The sequence below is a fragment of the Sphingomonas sp. P4_D12 genome, from assembly GCF_056401895.1.
Map to the genome: position 1 here is coordinate 252117 of NZ_JBFUIL010000001.1, position 26143 is coordinate 278259.

Here is a 26143-nt window from a genome sequence, read left to right on the forward strand (position 1 = left end):
CAGTATATTTTCCCATCTAGACGTCGATATCATACTAAATCCGACCAGATTAACTCACTGTTAACTAAGAAAAATCCGTTTAATACCTATTGCATAGCCCAATTTGTCTGCTTAGTCTGGTAGTGCTGACAAAAGGGGTCAGATGGGGTCAAAACGTCTAATCCATCTATTGGTGAGGGTGTCGAAGCAACTTCTTGGATGATTATCCAAGTGGGGCGCTTGTGTAACGAAAAGGGGTATTGGTGTGATCAAGCAATTCAGGGCAGTTTCTGCCCTTTCCCGCCGCGCGACTGTTTCCGGACGGGGCGTGCGGCGCCTGATGCTCGCCACGTTGGGCACCGCCTTTCTGGCGGGTAACGTCGCCGCCACGCCGCAGGCAGCGGCACCGGCCCAACCCGCCAATCCATTCCAGGCCCAGGTCGGCCAGCTCGGCGTGCGCAAATGCGCCAATCTCTTCTCGGCGCTCGGCCAGACGGTCGCGCTCGGCTCCGATTATTCGGGGCAAGTGCAGACCGAGAAGGCAGCGCCGGACGCGCATGGCGTGGTGGGTGTGCTCGGCATGACGTATAAGACCGCCGCCTACAATTCTCAGGCTGCCGGGGTCGTCGTGGCGACGCCGGTCGGCACGAAGTGCGAGGGGCAGCTGGTCCGCGTCGCGCCGTTCCAGCGTGCGTGCAAGGACGTCGTTGCCCTGCTGCCGGCGGGCAGTGTCATCGCGGGCTCGCTGTCCGGTGTGCCGCTCTACAATCTCGGCGGCAATCAGGGTCAGGCGATGCTGATCGCCAGCGGCAACGCCTGTGTGGTGGTGACCGTTGCGCGAGGCGCCGACATCGGGTGATGCCGGGAGGGCCGGGATGAGCCAAGGCGCGTCGCTCGGCCCTCTCCAATAGCCGTAATTTGAAGTTCGGAAGTCGTGAAAGCGTCCCCGCGCGTCGGGGCGGTGGGGACGCTGTGTGTTCGCTCCGGGCCATCGGTCGAGGTGCCGCGGCCAGTTCAACAAGGGGAAGTGCCATGTCCGGGTATGAGTCGCAGAATGTTCGTCGCACTCGCTTTGCCGCAAACTGGGTCGTTGGCGCGGAAGGCGCGAGCTGGTCACAGCGGCGGCGGCTGATGGCGGTGCTGCGCCGCGCGCATCGCGTGCTGGGCGTCGACCACAAGGACATGGGCGTCGGATCGCTCGGCTTCGGCGGCGGTGCCCGCTCGGTGCTGCTGGCGTCTGCGAGCCCGGCGAGCGTGATCGGCGGCCTGGCCGCGATCGCCGCGCTCGGCTTGCCCGCGCCGGCATTTGCCCAGACCTCCGTCGGAAACGGCACGGCGTCGGGGCCCCGGAGCATTGCGATCGGCACGACCACCCAGACTGCGACCGCGAGCGGGGCGGATAGTGTCGCGATTGGCAATACGGCAACGGCATCTGGACAGGATTCCGTGGCGGAAGGTCATAATACCAACGCTGCCGCCCAGAACGCCGTCGCCATCGGCTTCCAGGCCGCCGCGACCCAGATCAACTCTGTCTATCTCGGCGCGCGTAGCCTCGCGGGAACCGGAGCGCTTGCGCAGGGGGCCATCGGCATCGGCACCGATGTGACGGCTTCCCAGCTCAATGCGATTGGGATCGGAACTCGCGCGATTTCATCGACACAATATTCGGTGGCAATCGGCCAAGACGCGTCGGCCACAGGCGCCGGCGGGGCCGTGGCGATCGGCGGCGGCGCGACTTCAAGCAACATCAACACTGTCGCGATTGGCGTTGCAGCAAATGCCGCCGCGGCCGGTGCCAGCGCGCTGGGCACCAACGCCCAGGCAACGGGAGGAAATTCCACCGCCGTTGGCGTCGGCTCCACCGCCAGCAATAACTGGGCGTTGGCTGGGGGCTACGGATCGGTAGCTAGCGGCGATTCTTCCCTTTCCCTCGGCCGGGTGTCCGCCGCCACAGGCACTGCCTCCACCGCCGTCGGTAACGGTGCTCAGGCGGCTGGTAACAGTGCGACCGCGCTCGGAGCGCAGGCGACAGCCGTCGGCGGCAGCACGGTTGCGGTCGGTCAGGGCGCTGGCGCGGGATCCACCACCGGCAACGCGAGCTCGGTTGCGGTGGGCATTGCGGCGGGCACGCTCGTCAGCGGCGGACAGAACACCGCTGTCGGCGGGGGTGTCCCCAACGTCTTGAGAGGCGCCGGTTCCGGCGTCACGGGCCAGCGCAACGTCGCCCTCGGCACCGGCGACGGCACGGTCGCTTATGACGCTACGCTTTCCGCCTCCGCGGGCAGTCTGGTCACGGGCACCGACAACGTCGCGATCGGCACCAATGCCGGTATCGGCGTTACCGTCAATAACACTACGTCGATCGGCCATAACGCTCAAGCCAGCCAGGCCAACGCCGCGGCCATTGGCCTTGGAGCGACTGCCAGCGGTGTGAACTCCATCTATCTGGGCGCCCGCACCGGCGCCGGAACAGGCGCCCTAGCCGGGAGCGCGATCGCCATCGGCACGGACGTGACCGCATCCCAGACCGACTCCATGGCAATCGGTCGCCAGAGTACGGCGTCCGGCAACGCCGCCGCCGCGGTCGGGACCGCCGCACAGGCAACGGCGACAAGCGCGGCAGCATTCGGTCCCTCCGCCAATGCCTCGGCCAATTTCGCGTTAGCCTTGGGCAATGGGGCAGTGTCGAGTGGAATCGGCTCCGTTGCCGCAGGTTCGGGAGCGCAGGGCACGGGCACGGCCGCGGTCGCGGTCGGCAACAATTCCAGTGCGACGGCCGCGAACGCTGTGGCGGTCGGCCTCGGCGCAGTGGCGAACTCGACCGATGCTGTGGCGGTCGGCAGGGGCTCGACCGCGACGGGCGGCAAGGCCACCGCCATCGGCGCCGGCAACACCGCGTTCGGCGACGGCGCAGTGGCGATCGGCGATCCGAGCTATGCCAGCGGCACCGGCGCCTTCACTGGCGGCGCCAACAACATCGCCAACAGCGATGGAACGGCGACGGCGACGGCCGCGAACCAGGCCAATGGCGCGGTCGCGATCGGCAATGGCAACAAGGCGGTCGGCCAGGGCAGTGTGGCGCTAGGCAACACCAGCAGTGCGCTTGCGGCGGGCGCGGTGGCGTTCGGCGACTCCGCGATCGCGAACAATGCGCGCGACGTAGCGCTGGGTTCGGGCTCGGTCACGGCGGCAGCGGTCGGTACGGCGAGCGCGGTGATCGGCGGCACGACCTATAATTTCGCCGGCACGACGCCGACCAGCACCGTTAGCGTCGGCAGCGGGACCGATCAGCGCACCATCACCAATGTCGCCGCGGGTCGCATCAGCGGCAGCTCGACCGATGCGATCAACGGATCGCAGCTGTTCGCCACCAACCAGGCAGTAGGCGCGCTGGGCCAGGGCTGGACGGTGAGCGCCCAGGGCGCCAACGCGACCAATGTCGGCGCGACCAGCGCGACCGGCAACAGCATCGACCTGAAGAACGGCGACGGCAACATCGTCGTGACCAAGGGCACGGCCAGCAACGACGTCACCTTCGATCTGGCCAACGATGTGACGGTCAACAGCGTGACCGCGGGCGGCACGGTGCTGGGTACCACCGGCCTGACCATCGCCGGCGGCCCGAGTGTGACCACCACCGGGATCAACGCGGCCGGCACGAAGATCACCAATGTCGCGGCGGGCGTGAATCCGACCGATGCCGTCAACGTCAGCCAGCTGACCTCGTCGACCGGTGCGGTGGTGACCACCGGTCAGAACTTCACCGGCAATGACGCGACCGCCGGCATCGTTCACCGCGACCTTGGCACGGCCTTGACGATCAAGGGCACGGCGACCACGGCGGGCAGCTATTCGGGCGCCAATCTGAAAACGGTGACCGACCCGGCCACGGGGTCGATCAATCTGCAGATGGCGGACGCCCCGGTGTTCACCAGCGTCACCACCGGCAACAGCCTGCTCAACACCAACGGCCTGACCATCGCCGGCGGCCCCAGCGTGACTACCACCGGCATCAACGCGGCCGGCACGACCATCACCAATGTCGCGGCCGGGGTGAACCCGACCGACGCCGTCAATGTCAGCCAGCTGACCACCGCCACCGCTGCGGTGCAGGGGCATTATTACAGCGTGAATGACGGTGGCACCGTGCGCGGCAACTACACGAATAATGGCGCGACCGGCCTGAACTCCGTCGCCTCGGGGCCGAACGCGGTTTCGGCGGCTTCGAACAGCGTCGCGATCGGCAATGGCGCCCTCAATCAAAGTTCGGGCGCCGATTTTGGGGCGGTCGCGGTCGGCGGTTCGGCGCGTACCGGCCAGAGCAACGCGACGGCGATCGGTTCCCAAGCCGCAGCGCTCGGCACGAATTCGATTGCGCTCGGGGCGGCGGCGTCCGGAAGCAGCGCCTATGCGATCGCCATCGGCGCGGGCCCAACGACCGGGGCCGGCGCGACCGCCTCAGGAGCCATCGCGATCGGCAGTGGCGGCGGCACCCCGCTCCTAGGGACTGCAGCCTCGGCATCGGGGCAACGCGCCGTCGCCATCGGGCAGAACACGGTTGCCGGTTTCACGAATTCGGTCGCGTTGGGATATAAGGCAACATCCGGCAGTGCCTCCTCGGTCGCGGTCGGCGATTCCGCCACGACCGGCGCGACCGGCACGAACGTCGCGATCGGCAATCTGAGCACGGCCACTGCCGGCACCGCCGCCGGCGGCGCGGTGGCGATCGGACGCTCCAACACCGCGTTCGGCGACGGCGCGGTGGCGATCGGCGATCCGAGCTTCGCCAGCGGCACCGGTGCGTTCACCGGCGGCGCCAACAACATCGCCAATAGCGATGGGACCGCGACGGCGACGGCCGCGAACCAGGCCAATGGCGCGGTCGCGATCGGCAACAACAACAAGGCGATCGGCCAGGGCAGCGTCGCGCTCGGCAATGGCTCGACCGCGGGCGCGGCCGGCCTTGCCGGCAATGTCGCGCTGGGCAACGGCGCCATCGCCGCGGCAAGCGCGGGCGATGTGGCGCTGGGCTCGGGCTCGGTCACCGCGACGGCGGTGGGGACGGCGGGCGTGACGATCAACGGCACCAATTATGCCTTTGTCGGCACCACGCCCAGCAGCACGGTAAGCGTCGGGGCACCCGGCGCCGAACGGACCATCACCAATGTCGCCGCGGGCCGCATCAGCGGCAGCTCGACCGATGCGATCAACGGGTCGCAGCTGTTCGCCACCAACCAGGCGATCGGGGCGGTCGGAACGGGCCTCGACAATCTGGGCCAGAGCGTCGCGACCTCGCTGGGCGGGACGTCGGTCTATAATCCGACGACGGATACGGTGACGGCCGGCCTGTCGGTCGGCGGTAACACCTACAACAATGTGCAGTCGGCGCTGACCGCGGTGAACACCACCGCGTCGGCCGGATGGAATGCGACCACGGCGGCAACCGGCACCGGCACGGTGACCGGCACCAGCGTGCAGAACGTCGCTCCCGGTGGGACCGTGACCTATACGGCGGGCAACAATATCGCGATCACCCAGAACGGCGCGGAAGTGCAGATCGCGACCTCGGCGACGCCGGCCTTCACCAGCGTCACCACCGGCAACAGCCTGCTCAACACCAACGGCCTGACGATCACCGGCGGACCGAGCGTGACCACCGCCGGGATCAACGCGGGCGGGACGACCATCACCAATGTCGCGTCAGGCGTGAACCCGACCGACGCGGTCAATGTCAGCCAGCTGACAGCGTCGACCGGCGGCGCGGTGGCCGCGGGCCTGAACTTCACCGCCAACGACGCGACCGCCGGCATCGTCCATCGCGACCTCGGCGCGACCCTATCGATCAAGGGCACGGCAACCACGGCGGGCAGCTATTCGGGTGCCAATCTGAAGACGGTGACCGACCCGGCGACGGGCGCGATCAACCTGCAGATGGCGGACGCTCCGGTGTTCACCAGCGTCACCACCGGCAACAGCCTGCTCAACACCAATGGCCTGACCATCACCGGCGGTCCGAGCGTGACCATCGCCGGGATCAACGCGGCCAACAAGGTCATCACCAATGTCGCGCCTGGGGCGATCAATGCGACCTCGACCGATGCGGTCAACGGCTCGCAACTGTTCGCCACCAGCCAGGCGGCCACCGCCGGCTGGAACGTGACGGCCCAGGGCGCCAACGCGACCAATGTCGGTGTGGCCAGCGCTACGGGCACCAGTGTCGACCTGAACAATAGCGACGGCAACATCGTGGTCAGCAAGACCGCGGCCAGCAACAATGTCGGGTTCAACCTCGCCCCGGTCCTGGCGATCGGCACCGCGGTGAATGTCGGCGGCGCGGGCGGTGCCAGCATCACCAGCACCGGCTTCACCACCAATGGCGGCACCGGTCCGAGCCTGACCAATATCGGGATCAACGCGGCCGGCACGACCATCACCAATGTCGCGGCGGGCGTGAACCCGACCGATGCGGTCAATGTCAGCCAGCTGACCGCGTCGACCGGCGGCGTGGTGACCACCGGCCTGAACTTCACCGCCAACGACGCGACCGCGGGCATCGTCCATCGCGACCTCGGCGCGACCCTGAGCATCCAGGGCACGGCGACCACGGCGGGCAGCTATTCGGGCGCCAATCTGAAAACGGTGACCGACCCGGTGACGGGGGCGATCAACCTGCAAATGGCGGACGCCCCGGTGTTCACCAGCGTCACCACCGGCAACAGCCTGCTCAACACCAACGGCCTGACCATCACCGGCGGGCCGAGCGTGACCACCGCCGGGATCAACGCGGCCAACAAGGTCATCACCAACGTCGCGCCGGGCGTGATCAGTGCGACCTCGACCGACGCGGTCAACGGCTCGCAGCTGTTCGCGACCAGCCAGGCGGCGAATGCGGGTTGGAACGTCCGCACCAATGGCGATGCGGCGACCAATGTCGCGCCAGGCGGCACGGTCCAGTTCCTCGACGGACAGAATATCAAGGTCACGCGCACCGGGACCGACATAACGGTCGCCACCAACCCCGACCTGACGGTCAACAGCGTGACGGCCGGCGGGACGCTGCTGAACACTAGCGGCCTGACCATCGCCGGCGGGCCCAGCGTCACTACCACCGGCATCAATGCCGGCAATAAGGTCATCACCAACGTCGCGCCGGGCGCGATCAATGCGACGTCGACCGATGGGGTCAACGGCTCGCAATTGTACGCGACCAACCAGCAGGTGGCGACGAATACGACCGACATCACCAATCTCGGCAACACGGTCAACAACATCAACAATGGCGGCGGTATCAAGTACTTCCACGCCACCTCGACCTTGGCCGACAGCCAGGCGCTGGGCACGGATTCGGTCGCGATCGGGCCGAACGCGGTGGCCAATAACGCCGGCGACATCGCGCTCGGCAATGGCTCGACCACCACGGCGGCGGTGGCGACCGGCGGTATCACGATCAACGGCAGCAACTACGCCTTCGCCGGCACCTCGCCGACCAGCACGCTGAGCATCGGTGCGGTAGGCGCCGAGCGGACGATCACCAATGTCGCGGCGGGACAGGTCAACGGCGGGTCGACCGACGCGGTCAACGGATCGCAGCTGTTCGCGACCAACCAGGCGGTCGATAGCCTCGGCACGAACGTGACCAACCTCGGCAGCACGGTCACCAACCTGGGCAACACCGTCACCACGCTCGGTAACACCGTGACCAGCATCGGGGCGACCGTCACCAACATCACCAATGGCGGCGGCATCAAATATTTCCATGCCACCTCGACCTTGGCCGACAGCCAGGCGCTGGGCACGGACTCGGTCGCAATCGGCCCCAATGCGGTGGCCAACAATGCCGGCGACATCGCGCTCGGCAACGGTTCGACCACGACGGCGGCAGTGGCGACCGGCGGCATCACGATCAACGGTACCAATTATGCCTTCGCCGGAACCTCGCCGACCAGCACGCTGAGCATCGGTGCCGTCGGTGCCGAGCGGACGATCACCAATGTCGCGGCGGGACAGGTCAATGGCGGGTCGACCGATGCGGTCAACGGATCGCAGCTGTTCGCCACCAACCAGGCGGTCGACAGCCTCGGCACGAACGTGACCAATCTCGGCAATACGGTCACCAACCTCGGCAACACCGTCACCACGCTCGGTAACACCGTGACCAGCATCGGGGCGACCGTCACCAACATCACCAATGGCGGCGGCATCAAATATTTCCACTCCACCTCGACGCTCGCCGACAGCCAGGCGGTAGGCACCAACAGCGTCGCGGTCGGGCCGCAGGCTGTGGCCAACAACACCGACAGTATCGCGATGGGCAACAATGCGGTGGCGAGCGTCGATGGCTCGCTCGCGCTGGGCAGCGGGTCGCTCTCCGATCGCGCGCTCGCCCCTTCGATCGGCGCCATTCCGGCGGGGCTGGGCTTCGTGCCCTATAATACCAGCGATGCCACGCTGCTCGGGGCGGTGTCGGTCGGCAATTCGACGACCGGCGAATATCGCCAGATCATCAACGTCGCCGACGGTACCGCGGCGAATGACGCGGTGACGCTCCGCCAGCTTCAGGGCGCGATCGGATCGGTGTCGGTCACCTCGACCAAATATTTCCACGCCAATTCGGTGGCTTTGGACTCGCTGGCTGTCGGGGTCGACTCCGTGGCCGTGGGACCGACTACGGTGGTCAATGGCGACAATGGCGTCGGCATCGGCAATGGCGCGGTAGTCGATCAGACCGCGCCCGGCGGCAACGCGATCGGCCAGAATGCCCGGGTCTCGCGAGCCGACGGTATCGCGCTCGGCACCAACTCGGTCGCCACCGGAATCCAGTCGATCGCGATCGGACCCGGCGCCAATGCAAGCTTCGCGGGCAGCGTCGCGCTCGGTGCGGGCGCGGTGACGACGGTGGGATCGCGGATCGGCTATTCCGCTTATGGCCTAGGCACGCCGCAAAGCTCGGCCGGCGAAGTCTCGGTCGGCGCGGCGGGCGCCGAGCGCCAGGTCACCAATGTCGCGGCAGGCTCGGCGCCGACCGATGCGGTCAATGTCAGCCAGCTCAACCAGGTCGCGCAGAACACCGCCACGTCGCTGGGCGGCGGCGCGTCCTACAATCCCACCACCGGCGCCTATACCGCGCCGAGCTACGCGGTCGGCGGCAACACGTACAACAATGTCGGCGATGCGCTGGGCGCGCAGAACACCCAGATCACCAACCTCGACAACCGCGTGACCAATATCGCCGGCAGTGTCACCACGGTCGCCAATAACGTCACCAACCTGGGCAACAGCACGGCGGCGGGGCTGGGCGGCAATTCGAGCTACGATCCGAGCACCGGCACCGTCACGACCAACCTGAACGTCGGCGGGAACAACTACAACAACGTCAACGACGCGTTGCAGGCGATCAATCAGACCGCCGGCGCCGGCTGGAATATCCAGGCCAATGGCGGCCCGGCGACCAACATCGGGTCGAACGGCACGCTCAACGTCACCGCCGGATCCAACACCGTCGTGACGCTGAACGGCAACCAGCTCCAGGTCGCGGTGGCCGACAGTCCGACCTTCGCCGGCACGGTGACCGCCAATGGCGGCCTATCCGTGGGGCAGAACACGGTGGTCAATATGGGCGGCAATGTCGTCCGGAACGTCGGCGCCGGTGCCGTGAACGCGGGATCGTCCGATGCCGTCAACGGCTCGCAACTCTATGCGGTGCAGCAGGTCGCGGGCAATTCGGTGCAATATGACGCCGGCGGCAAGTCGGTGACATTCAACCCCGGCGGCCCGGCGACGGTGCTGAGCAATGTCGCGGCGGGTGTCGCGCCGACCGATGCGGTCAACGTCCAGCAGCTCAACAGCGGTATGGCCAGCACGCTGGCCTCGGCCAATGCCTATACCGATATCAAGCTGGCCGGGATCCAGTACGACCTTGGGAGGGTCCAGCGGAATGCCAATGCAGGAACCGCCGGCGCCCTGGCGGCGGCGGGTCTTCCCCAGGCGTTCGAACCCGGGCGCGGCATGCTCGCTTTCGGTGCCGGCACCTATCAGGGTCAGTCGGCCTTCTCGCTCGGTCTTTCGCGGGTGATGGATGACGGTCGCACCATCTTCAAGGCCGGGGTGACCTACGACACCCAGCAGCGGGTCGGTGCCAATGCCGGCTTCGGCATCCAGTTCTGATCCAAAGGAGGACGCAATGAGACTCAAGTTCCTCGCGCTTACTTTTCTCGTCGGTTGCGGTCTTTCGGGCTCCGCGGCGACCGCCAAGGATGCCGCCTCTGCCCCCGTTCCGGTCTATGTGGCGAAGGTCGATCCGGATGCTTTCCCTCACCGGCCGCTGGAGGAAAAGAAGCTGGGCGCGACGGTCAGCCCGGCGGCGGTGCGGATGATCACGCCGGGTGTCGACAAGTTCAGCATCTACCGGCTGATCGGCCCGCCCCATTTCGGCGAGGGCATCACCCGGCGGTGGAATTATGTGCTGTTTTTTCCGGTCGCGCCGGGAAGCCTCGAGCGGGTTCGCTGCCGGATGGAAATCCGCTTCGAGCGACCGCCTGGCCATTATAGCGTGACCGTGTCCGAGGTGATCTGGCAGGACCAGGCCTGTGCGGACCGGGTTGCAGCCGCGCGCTGATTGGGCGAGAGGCGGCGGCATGCGATTGTTCGGACAGCTCGCCGCCTTTCTGTTGGTCTGTATCGGGGCGCCCGTTTCGGCCCAGACCTTTGGGCCGCCGATCCAGGGCCTGTGCCTGTTGTCGCGCACCGGCGCGATCGGCGCGTCGCGGGCGGGTCAGTCGATGCAGGCGCAGCTCAAGCAGATGCAGGCGTCGCTGTCGGGCGATCTCGCGCAGCGGCGGAACGGCATCGAGCAGCAGCGGCGGCAGCTCGAGGCGCGCCAGAACGCCACCGCGCCGATCGAATATCAGCGGCAAATGGCCGCGCTCGATCAGCAGGCGCGCGAAATCGAGCAGCAGCAGAATGTCCGCTTCATCGCTGCCCAGGAACGCGGCCAGCAGCAGATCGATCGCGCGTTGAACGAGGCGCTTGGCCGCATCGTCACCCGCAACGTCTGCAGTTTGGTGGTCGAACGCAACAACACCTATGGCTGGAACAACGCCATGGATATCACCCCCGCCGTCACGCGCGAAATGGACAGCTTGGTGCAGACGGTCACGCTCCAATAGGGTGATGCGGCCGCCAAAGGCGTCCGGGTGCGACCCGTGGCGCAGGACGTTCGGGTGCCGGGTTAGTCCGATTTTTCGCAGCTCAATATCAGCACGCCTTTGCACTTGCCTTGAAGGGTAGTAATTCGCTATTTCGCAAATATGCTAAATAGCGAGCCTGCGATCGATCTCGCCGCGCTAAAGGCGATCGCCAGCCCGGTGCGGTTGAAAATCCTTGAATTGTTGAAGGACCCCGTCGCCAATTTCCCGCCTCAGGTCGATGGCGATCTCGTGACCGACGGGGTCTGTGCCGACTTCATCAGGGAGCGGCTCGGATTTGCTCCGGCAACTGCATCGCGGCATCTCGGCCTGCTCGCCGATTGCGGGCTGCTCGTGCCAACCCGCAAGAAAGGCTGGGCCTTCTATCGCCGTGACGAGTCGGCAATCGCGGCGTTGGCCGCCGGCCTCGCCGCCGGATTGTGACCTCTCTTATGAATGCCCTCCGCTATCTCCACGTCGACGTATTCGCCGCCCGCCCCTATGCAGGCAATAGCCTGCCCGTTTTCACGGATGCACCCGATCTGACCATGGAGCAGATGCTGGCGATCACGCGCGAGCTCCGGCATTTCGAAGCCATTTTCCTTGCGGAAACGTCGATCCCAGGCACCTATCGCGCGCGTATTTTCGATCTGTTCGCGGAACTGCCTTTCGCCGGCCACCCCATTATCGGCGCGGCGTGCGCGCTGCACTGCCATGGCTATCCTGAAGAGGAGCGCCATTGGATTTTCGAACTGGCGGAACGGACGGTGAGCGTCGTGACGCAGCGCGCGGCAACTGGCTTCGCGGCGATGCTGGATCAGGGAGAGGCGGTCTTCCTGGGGGAATGCGATGATCGTGACGACGTGGCGGCTGCTTTCGACCTTGACCCGTCCGATCTCCACCCGCAGTTGCCGATGGTCGTCGTGAGCACTGGCTTGCGGTACCTGATCGTGCCGGTTGTGCCCGGAGCGCTCGAGAAGGCGCGGATCAGAACCGACATTTCCGCGCTGGTGAAGCGAGCGGGCGCGCAATTTGCGGTGCTGTTGGACGAGGCGGCGCTGGAAATCCGCCACTGGAACAATGACGGGATCGTCGAGGACGTCGCCACCGGCAGCGCCGCCGGAACGGTCGGCGCTTATCGCATGCGCTACTGCGGTGCCCGATCCGGCGAGATCTTCGCGCTGAATCAAGGCAGGTTCGCGGGGCGGCCGAGCCTGATCGACGTCAAGCCGCGCGGAACGGCGGATGCGGTCCATTCCGTTCTCGTCGGCGGCAAGGTCGCCATTGTCGGCCATGGCGTGCTGGAAGTGCTGCCGTGATCGTGCGCCGCTGGAGCGGACGCGTGCCACGCGACAAAGCGGATGCCTTCCGCGACCATATCGGCACGCATCACGAGCTTGGTAGCAAGGCAAGCCAATAGCCGATGACCAATGGCGGCCATGGCCAAATCACTAAGTCAGCAACGCCAGCCGAACAATCTTGCGAGGCCGGCACTCCAACCACCATAATGTCGCAATGGCGATGCACAGGCTTGACATACCGCCCTTCCCGGTAAAGGTAGCGTTACCAAAGTAACGAGGGGATGGCTGGACATGGCCGGCTGGGAAACGTTTTCCGCCGAATTTTTGCCTGCGGACTGGCGGCAAGGTCGCTTTGTCGGCCGTGTGGCGCGTGCCGATGGGCCGAGTCCGGTGCTCGTCGTCGACGGTATCGTGCACGATATGGCACGCGTGGCGCCGACCGTCTCCGACCTTTTGGCGCGGCGTCTGTTCGATCCCGCGGGCGGCGAACGGCTCGGCGCGATCGAGACGCTCGACTGGCTGAGCCCGATCGACTTGCAGTGCGTCAAGGCAGCCGGCGTGACCTTCGCGGTGTCGACGCTCGAGCGCGTGATCGAAGAGCGCGCGCGTGGCGATGCCGGGGCAGCGGCGGCGATCCGCGATCGTCTTTCCGCGCATGTCGGCGGCGATCTGCGCGCGGTAGTGCCGGGATCGCCCGAGGCCGCCACGCTCAAGGACAAATTGATCGCCGACGGCATGTGGTCGCAATATCTCGAAGTCGCGATCGGTCCCGATGCGGAGATATTCACCAAGGCGCCGGTGCTGTCGGCGGTCGGCTTCGGCGCGATGATCGGCGTGCGCTCCGATTCGACCTGGAATAATCCCGAGCCCGAAATCGTGCTGGTGGTCGATGCCGGTGGCGAGGTGGTTGGCGCGACGTTGGGCAACGATGTCAATCTGCGCGATTTCGAGGGTCGCTCGGCGCTGCTGCTTGGCAAGGCCAAGGACAATAATGCGGCGTGCGCGATCGGCCCGCTGATCCGCTTGTTCGATGGCGATTTCACGCTCGACGATGTGCGCGCCGCGGCCGTCGACCTGACGATCGAGGGCATGGACGGCTATCGCCTGACCGGGTCGAGCAGCATGGCACAGATCAGCCGTGACCCCGCCGACCTGGTGCGCCAGGCGATGAGCGAGCACCATTATCCCGACGGCTTCGCCCTGTTTCTGGGCACGATGTTCGCGCCGACCCAGGATCGCGATGCGCCGGGCCGCGGCTTCACCCACAAGGAGGGCGACATCGTCACGATTTCGAGCGAAAGGCTGGGGACGTTGGTCAACAAGGTCACCAGCGCAAAGGCGGCGCCGGCATGGTCGTTCGGGATCGGCGATCTGATGCGCAACCTCGCCGCGCGCGGGCTATTGACGCCGCAACCGGTGCTCGCGGAGGCCGCGAACTGATGCTGCAGGCCGCCATCAATAGCGCCCGCGCGAGCTATCCCAGTCTCGCCGACAAGCGCGTGCTGATCACCGGCGGCGCGAGCGGGATCGGCGAAGGCCTGGTCGAGGCGTTTGCCGCCCAGGGTTCGCGGGTCGCCTTTGTCGACGTGCAGGACGATGCGGCGCACGCGCTGGTCGAGCGGCTCGGTGGTTCCGATGCCGTGCTCTACAGCCGCTGCGACCTGACCGATGTCGATGGGCTCAAGGCGTGCTTCGCGGCGATCGAGGAACAGCTCGGCGGCGTCGACGTCCTGATCAACAACGCCGCCAATGACGACCGCCACAAGATCGACGAGATCACCCCGGCGTATTGGGACGACCGGATGGCGGTGAACCTGCGCCACCAATTCTTCGCCAGCCAGGCGGTCATCCCGGCGATGCGCCGTGCGGGCGGCGGGGCGATCGTCAATTTCGGGTCGATCAGCTGGCATCTCGCTCTGCCCGATCTGCTGCTCTACCAAACCGCCAAGGCGGCGATCGAAGGGCTGACGCGGTCGATGGCGCGGGACCTTGGCCGCGACGGCATCCGCGTCAACGCGGTCATTCCGGGCAATGTGCAGACGCCGCGCCAGGAACGCTGGTATACGCCCGAGGCCGAGGCCGAACTGGTCGCCGCGCAATGCCTCGACGGACGCATCCAGCCCGCCGATGTCGCGGCGCTGGTGCTGTTCCTCGCCTCCGACGATGCCCGGATGTGCACGGGCCACGAATATTTCGTCGACGCGGGCTGGCGGTGACCGTCACGCCCGAGGTTGTCGCCCCCGTCGGGGCAATGCTGGGCGAGGGGCCGGTATGGATCGGGGACGCGCTCTGGTTCGTCGATATCAAGGCGCCATGCATCTACCGCCTCGACGGTGATGGCGAGGTCACGCGCTGGGCCGCGCCGGCGCCGGTGGGTTGGGTGATGCCGGCCGGCGGCGGCGGGCTGGTCGCAGGACTCAAGACCGGCATCCATCGCTTCGATCCGACCGATGGCAGCTTCTCGGCGCGGATCGAAGTCGAACCCGGGTTGCCGGACAATCGGCTCAACGACGCGGTGGTCGGTCCCGACGGTTCCTTATGGTTCGGGTCGATGGACGATAGCGAGGCGCAAGCGTCGGGCCGCTTCTACCGCCTGTCGGGCGGACAGGTCTCGGATACCGGGCTGCCGGCCGCGATCGTGACCAATGGCCCGGCGATTTCGCCCGACGGCGCCACGCTCTACGTCACCGACACGTTCGCGGGAACGATCGGTCAGGCGGATATCAACGACGACGGTTCGCTGGGTCCGCTGCGTCCGTTCGTCACTATCGACAAGAGCCACGGCTATCCAGATGGCCCGACCGTCGATGCGGAAGGCTGCGTGTGGACCGGCTTGTTCGGCGGCTGGAGCGCGCGGCGCTACGACCCTGCCGGCGGGCTGATCGACACCGTGCGCTTTCCGGTCGCCAACGTTACCAAGATCGCGTTCGGCGGTGCCGACCTGCGGACTGCCTATGCGACCACCGCGAAGCTCGCGCTCGACGCCGCCGCGCTCGACGCGCAGCCGCTGGCAGGGCACCTCTTCGCGTTCGACGCCGGAGTCGCCGGCGTGCCGGTCAACGCCATATCATCATGACAAGAACGATAATGGGAGAGCAGAATGAACGGGGGAGCGACGCGGGCCAATAGCGGCCTCATCGCCATGATCGTCGCGGTGGCGACGATCGGCGGATTGTTGTTCGGCTATGACAGCGGTGCGGTGAACGGCACCCAGCCGGGACTGAAGGCGGCATTTGGCCTGAGCGAGAGCGGGCTCGGCTTCACCGTCGGGTCGCTGCTGATCGGCTGTTTCATCGGCGCATTCTTCGCCGGCACGCTCGCCGACCGGATGGGCCGCCGCAATGTGATGCGGATCGCGGCTGTGCTGTTCCTGGGCGGTGCGCTGGTCCAGGGCTTCGCGCATCTCCAGCCGATCTTCGTGACCGCGCGGATCATCGGCGGCATGGCGGTAGGCGCGGCGAGCGTCCTGTCGCCCGCTTACATCTCCGAAGTCGCGCCGGCCAACATCCGCGGGCGGATGACGACGGTGCAGCAGATCATGATCATCTCGGGCCTGACCGCCGCATTCGTGGTCAATTACTATCTTGCCGCCGCCGCCGGCGCGTCGACCGAAAAGCTCGGCGGGCTCGAGGCGTGGCGCTGGATGTACCTGATGCAGGCAATCCCGGCGGCGGTCTTTCTGGCCGCTTTGTTCCTGATCCCGGAGAGCCCGCGCTATCTGGTGTCGAAGGGCCGCGAGGGCGAGGCGGAAGTCGTCCTCACCCGGCTGTTCGGTGCCGATACCGCCGCGACCAAGCTCGCCGAGATCCGCGGCAGCTTCAGTGCCGATCACCGGCCGCAGCTGCGCGACATACTGGATCCGGTGAAGGGCGGCATTCGTCCGGTGGTCTGGGCCGGACTGCTGCTCGCGGTGTTCCAGCAGCTGGTCGGGATCAACGTGATTTTCTATTACGGCTCGACCTTGTGGCAACTCGCCGGCTTCACCGAGAATGACTCGCTGCTGATCAATATCGTGTCGGGCGTGGTGTCGATCGGCGCTTGCCTGGTCACCGTCGCCTTGGTCGACCGGATCGGGCGCAAGCCGCTGCTGCTGATCGGCTCGGCCGGAATGGCGGTGACGTTGTTCGGCCTCGTGTATGCATTCAGCCAGGGCTCGCTCGACGCCGCCGGCAAACTCCAGCTGTCGCCGGAACTCGGCACCATCGCGGTGGTCGCCGCCAACCTCTATGTGATCTTCTTCAACCTGAGTTGGGGTCCGGTCATGTGGGTGATGCTGGGCGAGATGTTCCCCAACCAGATCCGCGGCTCCGCGCTGGCGGTGTGCGGCTTCGCGCAATGGTTCGCGAACTATCTCGTCGCGCAGAGCTTCCCGGTCATGGCCGCCAAGCTGGGGCTCGCGACCAGCTACACTTTCTACGCGGTGTGCGCGGTGATCAGCTTCTTCCTGGTCCAGAAGTTCATCCACGAGACCAAGGGCAAGGAACTCGAGGAAATGACCGGCTGACGATCGCGCCGTTCAAAGAAAAAGGGCGTGGGAGGCGATCGCTTCCCACGCCCTTTCTGTAATGGCGCGTGATCAGCGGCGGATCGTTACCGGCCGGCCGTCATAGGTTACGCTGCGCGCCGGGTTGGCACCGAAGTCGGGCGCCGCGGCTGCGCGCGGCCCATAGAAGCGCACCGAGATCGACCGCTTCGCCGCCATCCCGTCATAGCCGCCGGTCCGCGCGCCGATCGTCAGCGTGCCGCTCTTATCGTCCCAACGGATCGGGATGCGGGCATATTTGCCCTTGGCATAGCCGTCGCTCAGGCCGTCATCCTCGTAGAGCGAATAGCTTCCGTTCGCACCGGTGAAGACCTGGAGCACGATCGGCCCGCCGGGCTGTTCGCTGGTCGTCTGTACGTCGGGACCGGTCGGGACGATCGCGCCCGCCCGGACGAACAGCGGCATGCGCTCGTACGGCGCCGCCGCGGTGATCGACTGGCCGCCGGCATAATAAGTACCGCGGTTGAAGTCGTACCAGCCGGTCCCGGCGGGCAGGTAGACCTGGCGGCTGCGTGCCTTGAATTCGGAGACCGGGGCGACGAGGAACGACGGACCGAACATATATTCGTCGTTGATCCCCCAGGTGCGCCGGTCGCTGCCGAAATCCATCACCAGTCCGCGCATGATGCTGCCGTCGGCGAACCAGGTGTCCGCCGCGCTGGTGTAGATATACGGCATCAGGCGGTAGCGGAGCTTGTCGTACCAGATCATCGACGCCTGCATCGCCGGATCCTTGGCCGAGATCTCGTAGATTTCGCGATACGGGAATTCGCCGTGACTGCGGAACAGCGGCGAGAAGGCGCCGAACTGGAACCAGCGCAGGTTGAGCTCGCGCCATTCGGGCTGATCGGCGGGACGCTGCTGCGTATAGCGGTCTTCGACCGCGAAGCCGCCGATATCCTGGCTCCAATTGGGCAGCCCCGACATCGACAGATTGACCCCGGCCGAGATCTGGTCGCGCAGATTGTCCCAGCGCGCCGCGACGTCGCCTGACCAGACCGCCGCGCTCGACCGCTGGATGCCGCCGAACGCCGAGCGCGTCAGAATGAACGGCCGCCGCCCCGGCTCGACGCGGCGCAGATTGTCGGCGACGCCCTCGACATGGACGAGCGGATAGGTGTTGAACTCCGCGGCGCCCGGGCCGCGCACGGTCGGGCCCATCTGGAAGGCGCGTTCCTCGATCGACAGATTCGAATGCCAGTCGGGCTCGTCCGAATCGAGCCACCAGCCGTCAAACCCCTTCGACACCAGTTTCTCGTTGACCTGGTTGAAGAACAGGTCGCGGGCACCCTTGGTGTAGGGATTGTAGAAGGTGTTGGCATAGCCCGGGCCGACCCAGTCCTTCTGCCCCGCCTCGAGCGGGCGGCGGTAGAGATAGCCCTTGGCGTCGAGCGCCTTGCCGTTGGCGGTGGTCGGATAGAATTTCCCCCACACCGAGATCATGATGTGCGCGTCGAGGCCGTGGACGTCATCGACCATTTTCTTGGCATCGGGGAAGCGGCTCGTATCGAAATCGTGGCTGCCCCATTGGTCGTCGACCCAATAGCGCCAGTCGAGCACGATATTGTCGAGCGGGATGCCGCGCTTGCGATATTCGCGCACCACGCCGACCAACTGGTCCTGTGTCTCGTAGCGTTGGCGGCTCTGCCAGAAGCCATAGGCCCATTTGGGCATCAGCGTGGCCTTGCCGGTGAGCGCGCGATAGCCCGCGATCGCGCCATCGACGCTGCCGCGGCCGCCGATGAAATAGTAATCCACGTCCTTGGCGACGTCCGACGTCATCCACAGCGAATGGCGATCGGCGGCGGGCAAGGGATCGTTGTGGACCAATCCGATATAGCCGGCGTTCGGATCCCACTCGACCCGGATCGCGACGGATTTGCCGGCGGTCATCGGCAGGTCGAAATTGTGGAACCACGGATTCCAGTTCTGCCGCCAGTGCGACATCACCAATTTCCCGTCGGCATAGACCTTCATGTAGCTCGACGCGTAGAGCCGGAACTTGTGCATGCCGCTCTTGTCGGCCGTGACGTTGCCGGTCCAGACGACCCGCTGCTCCTGGGTGTTGACCCCGGCGGTGTTCTGCCCACTCTCGCCCGAGGCCTTGGTCGCCGCCTTGGCCGCGGCCGGCCATTTCTTCTGGTCGCGGATAAATTGATAGTCGATCGTCGCTTCCTGGCGGCTGACCGCCAGCTTGCCGCCGAGATAATAATCGGCCTTCCAGCCCGGCTTGCCGGCGCTCGTCACCTTGAGGGCATCGTCGCCGACCAAAGCATAAGGCCGCGGATTGCCGAACCGGGTGATTCCGTCATTGTCCCAGAGCAGGCCGTAGCCGCGCGTCGAGACCACGAACGGGATGGCGATGTCCATATTGTGCTGGGCGAGTTCGACGTCCTCGCCATTGTAATTCATTTGCCGGTTCTGGTGCTGGCCGAGCCCGTAAAAGCCCTCATCGGTGCCGCGGTTGAATTGCTGGCTGGCCGAAAAATAGGGCTTGCCCTCGACCGATACCGGCCGGAACGCCGTACGCGGCGCCTCGGCGAGTAGCGGCTTACCCGTGGCGTCGAGAAAGCTGACCGAGCCATCGGCCAGGCGGATGCGCGCGCTGGCCTTGGGCAGCTTGAGCGAGACATAGCCGTTGGCCTTGGTGACGATCGGATCGCCGTCGGCCTTGGCGATCACCATCAAGCTGTCGGGTACGTCGTCGAAATCGGTTCCGGGCACCGCGGTCACCCGGAAGCTCGCGTCGCCATAAGCGAGCACGCGAACGCGCTTTGCCGGGCCGGACAGCGGCGTGACCACCACGCCGTGGTCGATCTTCGCTACCGATCCATCCGCCGCGGGTGCCTCCGCGGCCGTGTCAGCCGCTAGCGCCGCTACGCCCCCGGCACCCGCCAGCGCGATCGCCGCAGAGCCCAGCATCAACCATCGCATCGCCGTCATTTCCACGTCCCCATTGTCACTTTGAGCCACACCGGTGTGGCGGTGAAGTTAAGCCCGTAATCGGTCTGATCGCCGTTCCAGACGCGCTCGAACACCCAATTGCCCTGCGCATCGAAATGACCTTCCTCGACCCGCAGCATCATGCCGTTGCCGCCGCTGGCATCATCGACGCGCAGTCGGACATCGGATCCGGTCAATAGGAATTGATCGGGGCCGAGCTGGGCAACCAGCGCGCCGCCCACCGGCTTGCCTTTGGTTGGCCTAGGGTCGATCTTGATCCAGGTCGCGTCGCGTTCGGCGAACTGCCACTGATCATATTGAACGGTGATTTTCCATCGGCCGAAGGTCATCGTCTGGTCGGCGGCGTCGTCCATCTTGGCCGCGCCCCAGACCGGATGCTCGAACGCGATGCGCGCCCAGCTGCGGGCCGCGGGCGCGAGCAGGCGATATTTGGCCGCAAAGGCATCGATCGTCGCGTCGTCGAGTTCCTTGGCGCCAAGCGGATAATTGACATAGCCGGTGTCGTCGAAGCCGAACGGCGAGAAGCCGATCGCGCCCTTGCCCAGCACCGGCCACAGGAAGCGTGCATATTCGGCGGCGTTGCCGGTTTCGGGCACCATCAGCGGATTGTCGGGCCGCGCATAAAGATCGAGATACTTGGCATAGGCCTTGGGGTCGCGATTGTAGATATCGGGCGCGACCAGGGCGATGTGCGGGGCGGCAGCGCGCCACACGTCGATCACCGGCCAGTCCGGGCCGCCGCTGGCGCCGCCCGACACGGCCGGTCCGAACGGATCGCTCAGCGCAGCGTTGCAATACATCGGCAGGTTCTTGATCGCCTGGCCGGCGGCGGCGACTTCGTCAACATAGCGCGCGACGTACCAGGCGTTGAACGCGGTATCGGCGAGCTTGCCGAACGCCTGGGTCCAGGTCCCCGACTTGCCGGTCTTGGCGGCGAGCGGCTGCGGGATCGGCTGCGCGAACAGTTTCTGCGCCTCGGGCGAGAAATCGCGCGCCGAGCGATAACTGCCGCTCTCATTCTCGACCTGGACCATGATCACGCTGTTCTGCGGATCGTCGGCCTTCAGCCGCTGCATCAAGGCGGTGAACGCGCGCTTGTCGGCATCGAGTGTGGTGCGGGCATGCGGGCTCAACGCGTAATGCGCCTTGCCGTCGCTGGTCCGCATCCGCGGAAAGCGCGTATTATCGCTGCGCACCCAAGCCGGGGCATAATTGGAAGAGGTGTTCTTCCACGCGCCGAACCACAACAGCACGATGCGGACATTGTGCTCGCGCGCGCCTTTCAGCAGCGCATCGAGATAGGAGAAGTCGAACTTGCCCTCGACCGGCTCGATCTGTTCCCAGGCGATCGGGATTTCGAGCGTATTGGCGTGCAGCCGCTCGAGCATCGGCCACACTTTGGGCAATTGGCTGGGGTAATTGCTCGAATTGTTCGCTTGCGCGCCCAGCATCAGATAGGGTGCGCCGTCGACGAACAGCGCCGAGCGCCCGTCCTTGGTAACGACGCGCGGCAATTCGCCCGTGGCGTGCGCCGGCAGCCCGAGCCCCGCCAGCAGCAATGGCAGGATGGAAATCAGGCGCCGGCTCATCGTGCCGCCGCCGGGCACACCGCGCCGCTGGGATCGGTCGCGAGGTGGATATCGGCGACCGACAGCGCGAACGGAGCGCTCGCGGTCAGCGACCACGGGGTCGTCACGCCGGTCATGTCGGCGCCCCGCTCGCGCAGGCATTTGAGGCCGATGCGCACCGTCCGCCATTGCGGCCCGGCGGCGAACAAAGTGGTCGCGTCGATCTTCGCGGCGCCGAAGCCGAGCGTTACCGGCCCCGACGGCGCAGCATCGACGCGATAGGTCATTTCGAGCACCAGCTCGGCATTGGTCTCGCGCGTTAGGTTGAGCGGCACGCCGTTTATCGCGATCGTCGCCTCACGCCCGGCCGGCCAGGTCAATCGTGCCGCGCCTTCCTGGATATGCGGCCCGTCAACGGCCGCGCGCGTCACGCCCGAGTCCGGCGCCCAGGCATACGGCGCCGGGACCTTGCCCTTGGCGAAGAACAGGTTGGTATTGGCCAGCCCGGGATCGACACCGGCCACTTCGCCAAGCGCGCCGACCTTGCCCGGTTTGGCGTAGCTCAGCCCATAACCGAACGCGAATAGCGGATCGTAGCCCGTTTGTCCGGTGTTGAGAGTGAACTGGCCCGCGGTCTTCGGCCAACTGTAGGACAGTCGGCCGGTGAAATCCTTGCGCGGCTTGCCGGCGCGCGTGCCGACGATGACGTCGGCGATCCCCGCGCCCTCGCTTCCGGGTAGCCAGGCGGCGACGAACGCGTCCGACTGGTTGAGTTCGGGATTCACCCAGAGCGGCCGGCCCGACAGGAACACCGACACGGTCGGGATGCCGGCCGCGCGGAGCTTCTTGAGCAAGGCCAGCGCCTCCTTGTCGCCCGGCTGGAACTCGAGCGTCCTGACGTCGCCGCGCATCTCGGCATAGGGCGTCTCGCCGAACACGACGATCGCGGCATCGGGCTTGTTGGCGAAGCTACCGTCCGCCGACAGCGTCGCCGAGCCGCCGCCCGCCTTCATCGCCGCGGCGATGCCCGAATAGATTGACTGTGCATTGGGGAAATCGGCGTTACTGTTGCCGTCGCCTTGCCAGCTCAAGGTCCAACCGCCCGACTGCATCGAGATCGAATCCGCGCCCGGGCCCGTAACGAGCACATTGGCGCTCGCCTTGAGCGGCAGCACGCCGTCATTCTTGAGCAGCACCAGGGTCTTGGCCACGGCTTCGCGGGCAAGCGCGCGATGCGCGGGCGAGCCAAGCACGTCGGCGCGCCCTTCCCATGGCCGCGCGGCGTCGAACAGGCCGAGCGCGAATTTGACGCGCAGGATACGGCGCACCGCATCGTCGATCCGGGTCATCGGGATCACGCCCGATTTCGCTTCCTTCAGCGTGTTGTCGAACAAGTCGCGCCAGCTGTCCGGCGCCATCGCCATGTCGAGCCCGGCGTTGAACGCGATCGCGCAGTCGGTGTTGCTGCAGCCGGGGACCTGGCCATGGCCGTTCCAGTCGCCAACGACGAATCCGGCAAAGCCCATCCGTCCTTTCAGGACATCGGTCAGCAACGATTTGTTGCCGTGCATCTTCTGCCCGTTCCAGCTCGAATAGGATGCCATCACGGTCATCGTGCCGGCGTTGATCGCGGGCGGATAGCCTTGCGCGTGGAGGCGGATCAGCGTCGCCTCGTCGATCTGGTCGTCGCCCTGGTCGACCCCGTCCTTGGTGCCGCCGTCGCCCAGGAAATGCTTGGCGCTCGCCGCGACATTGCCTAGCTGGATGCGGCCCTTGCCGGGGTTGCCCTGCAGTCCGCGGATCATCGCGCCGGCGTAACGCGCGGTGATCGAGGGGTTTTCCGAATAGCCTTCATAGGTGCGGCCCCAACGGTCGTCCTGCGGTACCGCCAGCGTCGGCCCGAACGCCCAGTCGATCCCCGTCGCGGCGGTCTCCTCGGCGGTCGCGCGACCGATCCGGGTCATCAGCGCGGGGTCGTTAGCAGCACCGAGACCGATATTGTGCGGAAACAGCGTCGCGCCGACCACGTTCGAATTGCCGTGAACCGCGTCGATGCCGAACATCAGCGGGATCGCGACATGGTCAGGCCGCGCCTCGTTCGCGACCGCGGCGAACGCCCTGGAGGTCGCGACCCACGGCGCCTGTGGCGAGCGATCGGGGCTGCCGAGGGGTGGCGAACTGCCGCCGGCGAGGATGCTGCCAAGCGGATATTTCCGGAGATCCTCGGGCTTGATCGAGCCGATATCGGCCTGGATCATCTGCCCGACCTTCTCCTCGATCGTCATCTTCGCCATCAGCGCGGTGATCTTCGCCTCGGTCGCGGGAGTCACCAGGCCGCGGCTCTTCGCGGCCGGCCATAATGCCGGGTTGGCAATGCCTGGCGCGGCCGGCGTGCCAGCCACCGCGGTCGCGCCGATCATCGTCGCGGATAACAATGCCACCAACCCGATCCTTGCTCTCATCGTGATTTTCCCCACCGACTTTTCTTTCCTTGAAATCATCTGCTGGTCGCGATCGCCCGGAACGAATGCGGCGGCAGATCGAGTACGAAGCGCGTCCAGCCAGGCTGGACGTCCTTGCCGCCGGGCACCGGTGCGGCGGCGATCGGCGTGTTGTCGGACAGCCCGACCGCTTTGACGTCCTCGCCCTTGATCACCAGCGCCGCCGTCGCCGGCTGGTCGCGGAAATTCTCCACGACATAGGATCCGTTGTCATAGGCAAAGAGTGCGACGTTAGCTGGCGCCGCGAGATGGGCGGGAAAGTCCTGCATCGTCATCGCGCGGATATGGTCGAGCGCCGCGGTCGGCAAATTGTAGAGGTCGCTGGGATTTTCGGGCGTCGCCAGCATCATCAGCGTGCCTTGCGAATATCTGTTCATCAGCAGGATCGGGAATCCCTTCTGCCCCGACACGCCGCGCACGACCGCCCAGCTGTCATTGGTGTAGAAGCGCAGATCGGGGAACAGGATCGGCCGTGCCGAACCGCCCGGATCGTCGAGCAGGCGGCCATTGCCCGCGCCGTATCCCTCGATGAAATGATCGACCGCGACGGTCCGTCCGGTCGGCGTCCATTCCGCGAGATCGGCGAAGCGCGTGCCGAGCGCGGACACGAAGCCCGAGGTGACGATCACCGTCGCGCCGCCTTTCAGGCTCGCTTGTACTTTCGCGACGATTCCCGGATCAGCCGCGGCAGCCTCGGTCAGCAGGATCGTCCGGGCGTCGGCGGGATAGGTCGGCGCCAGTTCGATCGGGATGCCGATATTGCCGAGATAATTATGCAGGAAGTCGTCGCCGCTCGACTGATATGGCTTGTAGCTCGCCACGCCGATCGGCTTGCCGAGCGACCCGAGCACCGAATCAACCGCGTCGAGCGACAGTCCCGCGGCGCGCGCCCMGCCGGCCGGCGCGCGCGATCCCGATTGTCGCCAGGCATGCATGGCGGCCGACCAGTTGAAGCTGGTCCCCATCGTGGCCCAGGGCCGCTCGCCCTCATCGGCGCCCGCGTCGGACGCCATCGGGCTCCAGTTGAACAACGTGATCTCCGGCGCCTTGGCGAGAACCGTGTCCCACAATTGCTCGGCATAGCGATCGAGATAACGCGTGCTGAACGTATCGACCCAGCCGCCGCCATTCGCGCCCGGACGGATGTTCGCGTAATAGCGATAGACCGAATAGCTCTCATATTGCTGGAGCAATTGGTCGGTGATCACCGGGTCGCGGGTCTCGGTTCCGGTATAGATGCCGTCGAACGCTTTGGCTTCCTGGTCGAGGTCGTAGCCCAACCCCTGAAAATGCTCGTACCAGTTCGGATATTTGATGATCATCCGGACCTTGGAATTCTCCGCCTTGGCCGGGCGCAGCACGAGATCGCGCGCGACGCCGCGCATCGTGTCGAGCCGGTATTGCGTCCAGCTGCGTTTGCCCTTGGCGGCGATGTTGGCGTCGCTCTTCGAGGTGAAGAAGAAGAAGTCGTCCAGGATGACCTGATCGAAATGCCGCGCCGCGAGCCGCACCGCGCGCTCGCATTCGGCGCGGTCGTCACGATCCTCGTAATCGAACGTACCGAATTGTCCGTTCTTGCCGCCCGCCGCGAGCGTGATGCCGCCGGCCACCGCCACGCCCTTCTCGCGGAAATAGGACGACACCTTGGCCAGTTCGTCATCGGTCGCGAATTGGTGGTCGCGATAGGCCTCGATATAGACCTTGTCGAAATGGAGCTGGCCGGCGACGCGGGCATATTCGCGGTCGAACGTCGCGCGGTCGGCCAGCGCGCGGACATTGCCGACGACGACATAGATCGCGACCTTGAAGTTGCGATACGGGGCAGGGGAGGAGGCAGCGGCCGCCTGCAACAGCGGAGGTGCCGCGGCGGCCGGCGTCGTGGTCAGTCCTGCGATCGCGGCGAGCAAGACGGCACGCGCAATCGATCCAGAACGTCGCCGGCGGGCAATTTCAGGCACGCATGTCTCCCCTCGATGCCGGGTTGTTCCCGAGTCATTGTGAGCGCTACCATAAGAGTTGCGCCGATGGCAATCGGGTCGTGTCGGAATGTGGCGAAAGGATTTTGGCTGGGCTTGACGCGCAATGCTGCGCTACACGCACGCGG

13 protein-coding genes and 3 pseudogenes are annotated in these 26143 nt (G+C 66.0%); 12 read left to right on the top strand and 4 right to left on the bottom strand.

Annotated features, from left to right (window positions below; all coding sequences use genetic code 11):
• Window positions 1-307: 307 nt before the first annotated feature.
• From AC1DSD_RS01205 to AC1DSD_RS01260, 12 genes and pseudogenes are all read left to right on the top strand, one after another.
• Complete coding sequence (locus AC1DSD_RS01205) at window positions 308-838, top strand: hypothetical protein (RefSeq protein ID WP_478027809.1); 531 nt, start codon at window positions 308-310, stop codon at window positions 836-838.
• Window positions 839-1161: 323 nt separating this feature from the next.
• A pseudogene (locus AC1DSD_RS01210) lies at window positions 1162-4914 on the top strand (beta strand repeat-containing protein); the annotation flags it as partial.
• 222 nt (window positions 4915-5136) lie between these two features.
• Window positions 5137-5215: pseudogene (locus AC1DSD_RS01215) on the top strand (hypothetical protein); the annotation flags it as partial.
• Between the two features lie 461 nt (window positions 5216-5676).
• Window positions 5677-10143 (top strand): annotated as a pseudogene (locus tag AC1DSD_RS01220) (YadA-like family protein); the annotation flags it as partial.
• 16 nt (window positions 10144-10159) lie between these two features.
• Complete coding sequence (locus tag AC1DSD_RS01225) at window positions 10160-10594, top strand: hypothetical protein (RefSeq protein WP_478027811.1); 435 nt, start codon at window positions 10160-10162, stop codon at window positions 10592-10594.
• Window positions 10595-10613: 19 nt separating this feature from the next.
• Window positions 10614-11144: an OmpH/Skp family outer membrane protein gene (locus AC1DSD_RS01230; RefSeq protein WP_478027813.1), complete on the top strand. Its 531-nt coding sequence runs from the start codon at window positions 10614-10616 to the stop codon at window positions 11142-11144.
• Between the two features lie 141 nt (window positions 11145-11285).
• A complete protein-coding gene (locus tag AC1DSD_RS01235) occupies window positions 11286-11606 on the top strand; it encodes an ArsR/SmtB family transcription factor (RefSeq protein ID WP_478027814.1) in 321 nt (106 codons plus the stop codon).
• An 8-nt stretch (window positions 11607-11614) separates the two neighbouring features.
• Window positions 11615-12481: a PhzF family phenazine biosynthesis protein gene (locus AC1DSD_RS01240; protein WP_478027816.1), complete on the top strand. Its 867-nt coding sequence runs from the start codon at window positions 11615-11617 to the stop codon at window positions 12479-12481.
• Window positions 12482-12754: 273 nt separating this feature from the next.
• Window positions 12755-13903 (top strand): fumarylacetoacetate hydrolase family protein, encoded by a 1149-nt coding sequence (locus AC1DSD_RS01245; protein ID WP_478027818.1) that lies wholly within the window; start codon window positions 12755-12757, stop codon window positions 13901-13903.
• The gene (gene xylB / locus AC1DSD_RS01250; RefSeq protein WP_478027820.1) at window positions 13903-14679 is read left to right on the top strand and encodes a D-xylose 1-dehydrogenase; all 777 of its coding nucleotides are present in this window, start codon (window positions 13903-13905) and stop codon (window positions 14677-14679) included. The genes AC1DSD_RS01245 and xylB overlap by 1 nt, the downstream gene beginning before the upstream one ends.
• A complete protein-coding gene (locus AC1DSD_RS01255) occupies window positions 14676-15539 on the top strand; it encodes an SMP-30/gluconolactonase/LRE family protein (RefSeq protein WP_478027822.1) in 864 nt (287 codons plus the stop codon). The genes xylB and AC1DSD_RS01255 overlap by 4 nt, the downstream gene beginning before the upstream one ends.
• Window positions 15540-15563: 24 nt before the next feature.
• Complete coding sequence (locus AC1DSD_RS01260; RefSeq protein WP_478027824.1) at window positions 15564-16967, top strand: sugar porter family MFS transporter; 1404 nt, start codon at window positions 15564-15566, stop codon at window positions 16965-16967.
• Between the two features lie 72 nt (window positions 16968-17039).
• Here AC1DSD_RS01260 and AC1DSD_RS01265 read toward each other — a convergent pair whose 3' ends face one another.
• Genes AC1DSD_RS01265 through AC1DSD_RS01280 form a run of 4 tightly spaced genes read right to left on the bottom strand, consistent with a single transcriptional unit; the run spans window position 17040 to window position 25997 of the window.
• Complete coding sequence (locus AC1DSD_RS01265) at window positions 17040-19949, bottom strand: glycoside hydrolase family 31 protein (protein ID WP_478027826.1); 2910 nt, start codon at window positions 19947-19949, stop codon at window positions 17040-17042.
• Entirely contained in the window at window positions 19946-21559 is a 1614-nt protein-coding gene (locus AC1DSD_RS01270) for a DUF5597 domain-containing protein (protein WP_478027827.1), read from the bottom strand. Before AC1DSD_RS01270 ends, AC1DSD_RS01265 begins: the two co-directional genes overlap by 4 nt.
• Window positions 21556-24000 carry a glycoside hydrolase family 3 protein gene (locus AC1DSD_RS01275; RefSeq protein WP_478027829.1) on the bottom strand — a complete coding sequence of 815 codons (2445 nt, stop codon included), beginning with the start codon at window positions 23998-24000 and terminating at the stop codon, window positions 21556-21558. Before AC1DSD_RS01275 ends, AC1DSD_RS01270 begins: the two co-directional genes overlap by 4 nt.
• 35 nt (window positions 24001-24035) lie before the next feature.
• Window positions 24036-25997 carry a hypothetical protein gene (locus tag AC1DSD_RS01280; RefSeq protein WP_478027830.1) on the bottom strand — a complete coding sequence of 654 codons (1962 nt, stop codon included), beginning with the start codon at window positions 25995-25997 and terminating at the stop codon, window positions 24036-24038.
• Between the last annotated feature and the right edge of the window lie 146 nt (window positions 25998-26143).

What these genes read in the sequence shown, in the direction of transcription:
- AC1DSD_RS01225 (WP_478027811.1), top strand. Translation starts at nt 10,160, where the DNA reads ATGAGACTCAAGTTCCTCGCGCTTACTTTTCTCGTCGGTTGCGGTCTT.
- AC1DSD_RS01230 (WP_478027813.1), top strand. Translation starts at nt 10,614, where the DNA reads ATGCGATTGTTCGGACAGCTCGCCGCCTTTCTGTTGGTCTGTATCGGG.
- AC1DSD_RS01235 (WP_478027814.1), top strand. Translation starts at nt 11,286, where the DNA reads ATGCTAAATAGCGAGCCTGCGATCGATCTCGCCGCGCTAAAGGCGATC.
- AC1DSD_RS01240 (WP_478027816.1), top strand. Translation starts at nt 11,615, where the DNA reads ATGAATGCCCTCCGCTATCTCCACGTCGACGTATTCGCCGCCCGCCCC.
- AC1DSD_RS01245 (WP_478027818.1), top strand. Translation starts at nt 12,755, where the DNA reads ATGGCCGGCTGGGAAACGTTTTCCGCCGAATTTTTGCCTGCGGACTGG.
- xylB (WP_478027820.1), top strand. Translation starts at nt 13,903, where the DNA reads ATGCTGCAGGCCGCCATCAATAGCGCCCGCGCGAGCTATCCCAGTCTC.
- AC1DSD_RS01260 (WP_478027824.1), top strand. Translation starts at nt 15,564, where the DNA reads ATGAACGGGGGAGCGACGCGGGCCAATAGCGGCCTCATCGCCATGATC.
- AC1DSD_RS01265 (WP_478027826.1), bottom strand. Translation starts at nt 19,949, where the DNA reads ATGACGGCGATGCGATGGTTGATGCTGGGCTCTGCGGCGATCGCGCTG.
- AC1DSD_RS01270 (WP_478027827.1), bottom strand. Translation starts at nt 21,559, where the DNA reads ATGAGCCGGCGCCTGATTTCCATCCTGCCATTGCTGCTGGCGGGGCTC.
- AC1DSD_RS01275 (WP_478027829.1), bottom strand. Translation starts at nt 24,000, where the DNA reads ATGAGAGCAAGGATCGGGTTGGTGGCATTGTTATCCGCGACGATGATC.